Source organism: Trichocoleus sp. DQ-A1 (assembly GCF_039961955.1).
Taxonomy (GTDB): domain Bacteria; phylum Cyanobacteriota; class Cyanobacteriia; order Cyanobacteriales; family FACHB-T130; genus FACHB-T130.
Genome location: NZ_JAMPKE010000067.1, coordinates 1 through 3,385, shown reverse-complemented (window position 1 = coordinate 3,385; position 3,385 = coordinate 1). Strand labels below are relative to the sequence as shown.

The window sequence follows — 3,385 nt, the reverse complement described above, 5'->3', positions numbered from 1 at the left end:
GTCTCGGTTGGTGCGAAAAACCTTGTCTTTCTCCAAATCGTTGGAGAATCACATTGGGGCAATCTGGTACTTTATCCACTACTACAACGCATCATTACGTGTTTAGCACTACCCCTATTTTTAATGCTGAAGGCGAAGCTGTCAAAGTTGTGGAGTCCAGTCACGTAGCTTTAGGTGGCAACCTCTCCGACTCAGCCTTAATAGAAGTCAATTCAGCAGATATCCGGGGAGAACAGCGAGATAAATTAACCAACTCTCTCACTTATTTAAATAGCCAAATTATTGAGCGCAGGTAAGCAGAACAAGCCTTACAGGATCTGATCGCCGGAACCGCCTCAGTTACGGGCAAAGATTTCTACCCGATGTTTGCACAGCATCTAGCCGCAGCGCTTGGAGTTCGCTACGTTATCGTGGCAGAAGCCTCCGCCTGGGAGGACGATACACCTGTCCGAGCCAAAGTGCTTTCCTTTTGGAATTCAGACAAATTGGGTGACAACTTTGAGTACGACTTAGTCCATACTCCTTGCGAAAGCATCTTTACACAAGAGACTCTGGTTGAAAACAACGGCATCAGTTGCTATCCCCAAAACGTCCAGTCATTCTTCCCCAAAGGCGAAGCTTTAGCGGCTTTGGGAGGAGAGTGTTTCCTGGGAGTTGCCCTTTTAGATTCAACATCCAGTAAGCCAATTGGTCATATTTGCTTTATCGATGATAAGCCCCTCGTGCAGGAGCAACGGGCAAAATCAATTATGAGCCTCTTTGCAGCACGAGTTAGCGCCGAACTGGAGCGCCAGCGGGCTGAGGAAGCGCTAGAGCGATCGCAAATACAACTGAAACTTTCCCACGAGCAATTAGAAAACTACAACCGGATGCTGGAAGCGAAAGTTCAAAAGCGAACGCTAAAGCTGCAACAAGAAATACGCGATCGCCGAAAAGCCGAACAATCCGCTCAATCCGCCAACCGCGCCAAAAGCGAATTTCTCGCTAACATGAGCCACGAACTGAGAACCCCTCTCAACGGTATCCTCGGCTATGCCCAAATCCTCAAACGAGACAAAACCTTAAATGAGCCGCAAAAAGATGGTTTAGGCGTCATTCACCAGTGCGGCGAACATCTATTAACCCTGATCAACGACATCTTAGACCTCTCCAAAATAGAAGCCCGGAAAATGGAACTCCACTTGAGTCACTTTCATTTTCCCCAATTCCTGGAAGGCATCGTCGAACTGTGCCGCATTCGTGCCCAACAAAAAGACATCTACTTAACTTACCAACCCACCGCCCCACTTCCTTTAGCCGTCCAGGGCGATGAAAAACGCTTGCGGCAAGTCTTAATCAACTTACTTAGCAACGCGATCAAATTTACAACCACCGGCGGCGTCACCTTCCAAGTCAGCTATCAAGACGGAACATTTCGGTTTCAAGTAGAAGATACCGGCGTCGGTATGGCACCAGAGCAATTAGAAGAAATCTTCTTACCCTTCCACCAAGTCGGAGAGCGCGATCGCAAAAGCGAAGGCACCGGCTTAGGCTTGGCAATCAGCCGTCAATTAGTGCAAATGATGGGCAGCGAAATCAAAGTTAACAGCATCTTAGGTAAAGGTAGCGTTTTCTACTTTGATTTAGATTTACCCTTAGTTGACCAGTGGGCAGATGTCACCCAAATAGATGAACACCCCATTATTGGTTACTTGGGCGACAAGCGCAAAATCCTCATCGCCGACGATCAATGGGAAAATCGCTCAATTCTAGTAAAAATGTTAGAGCCATTAGGTTTTGAAATTAGGGAAGCCACCGATGGTTTGGACTGTATAACCAAAGCACAGGAGTGGCAACCCCATGTAATTTTGATGGACTTAATGATGCCCGCCCTCAATGGCTTAGAAGCCACTCGTCGAATCAGAAAGTCACCCGACTTAAAGGTCGTTGTGATTGCGACTTCAGCCAGCGTTTTTGATTGCGATCAACAACAGAGCTTTCAAGCCGGTTGTAACGATTTCCTGCCTAAACCCATCCGAAACCAGGAGCTTTTAGAAAAGTTACGCGGTTATTTGGGGCTGTCATGGGTTTATGAAGAAATTAAAAATGAAGAATTCCGCGAGCCTTCCGCAAAAGCGATGGTGCCTCCGCCTGTAGAGGAAATCGCGGCACTCTTCGATTTCGCAATGATGGGCGACCTTAGAGGGATTGCCAAGCGAGCCGCTCAACTGGAACAGATGAATCAGGACTGGATAACCTTTACCAACCATTTACGTCAATTAGCCAAGGGCTTTGAAGAAAAACAAATCTTGGATTTTATCAAACAATATAGAGAAAATAAATGAGCGAAGAAATTCCCCACAAAGGCATAATCTTAATCGTTGATGATACTCCCATAAACTTAGGGGTTTTGTTCGACTTTTTGGCGGATTCCGGCTTCAAGATTTTGGTAGCCCGGGATGGCGAAAGTGCGATTCAAAAGGGGTAATATGCCCTGCCGGATCTTATCTTATTAGATGTACTGATGCCGGGGATGGATGGGTTTGAAACTTGCCGTCAACTGAAAGCCAATCAAGTAACGAAAGATATCCCTGTAATTTTTATGACGGCGCTTTCCGAGACGGTAGATAAGGTTAGAGGTTTAAGCCTGGGAGCCGTCGATTATATTACTAAACCACTTCAGCATGAAGAAGTTTTAGCTCGCATTACTGTCCAACTGAGTATCCAGAGTTTAACAAAGAAACTGAAAGAACAAAATGTGCTTTTGGAACAAGAAATTCAAGAACGTACAAGGGTAGAAAAAGCACTCTTACAGCTCAAAGAAGAATTAGAAGAACGGGTAGAGGAAAGAACCCTTGAACTTTCCCACTCTAATGCTCTGCTGAAACAAGAGATTCAAGAGCGGATTTCTACAGAAGCAGTATTACAACAATCAGAGGCACGCTATCGAGAACAAGCGCATCAGCTAGAACTCGCCTTTCGCCAACTCCAACAGACTCAAGGTCAACTGATCCAAAGCGAACAACTGGCTAGTTTAGGACAGTTAGTCGCCGGTGTTGCTCATGAAATGAATAACCCGGTCAACTTTATCTACGGCAATATTACTCACGCAGAGCGCTATACCCAAGACCTGCTGTACCTGCTGAATCTTTATACCAAGGAATTAACCAATCCGGGGCCAACTATCCTGGAGGAGGCTCAGGCAATTGACCTGGAGTTTCTGGTTGAAGACCTGCCAAAACTACTGGGTTCGATGAAGATTGGGGCTGAGCGCATCCGCGAGATTGTCCAGTAGACCTCCTGCATGAATGGTCAAGTAGTGTGCCAGTTCATAATCGAGATTGCACAATAAGGGAGTAGATCAGCATCAAGACACTGGGGAGTTGGTATGCCGTATACGGAGCTA

General features: G+C 46.2%; 1 protein-coding gene and 3 pseudogenes. All 4 read left to right on the top strand.

From position 1 onward, the window contains the following. Positions 1 to 106 (top strand): annotated as a pseudogene (locus tag NDI33_RS27700) (IS1 family transposase); the annotation flags it as partial. After that, the gene (locus NDI33_RS27695) at positions 99 to 296 is read left to right on the top strand and encodes a hypothetical protein (RefSeq protein ID WP_190676049.1); all 198 of its coding nucleotides are present in this window, start codon (positions 99 to 101) and stop codon (positions 294 to 296) included. The pseudogene NDI33_RS27700 and the gene NDI33_RS27695, both read left to right, overlap by 8 nt. 555 nt (positions 297 to 851) lie before the next feature. Then, a pseudogene (locus tag NDI33_RS27690) lies at positions 852 to 2,324 on the top strand (ATP-binding protein); the annotation flags it as partial. Next, a pseudogene (locus tag NDI33_RS27685) lies at positions 2,321 to 3,271 on the top strand (response regulator); the annotation flags it as partial. The pseudogenes NDI33_RS27690 and NDI33_RS27685, both read left to right, overlap by 4 nt. Positions 3,272 to 3,385 lie beyond the last annotated feature (114 nt).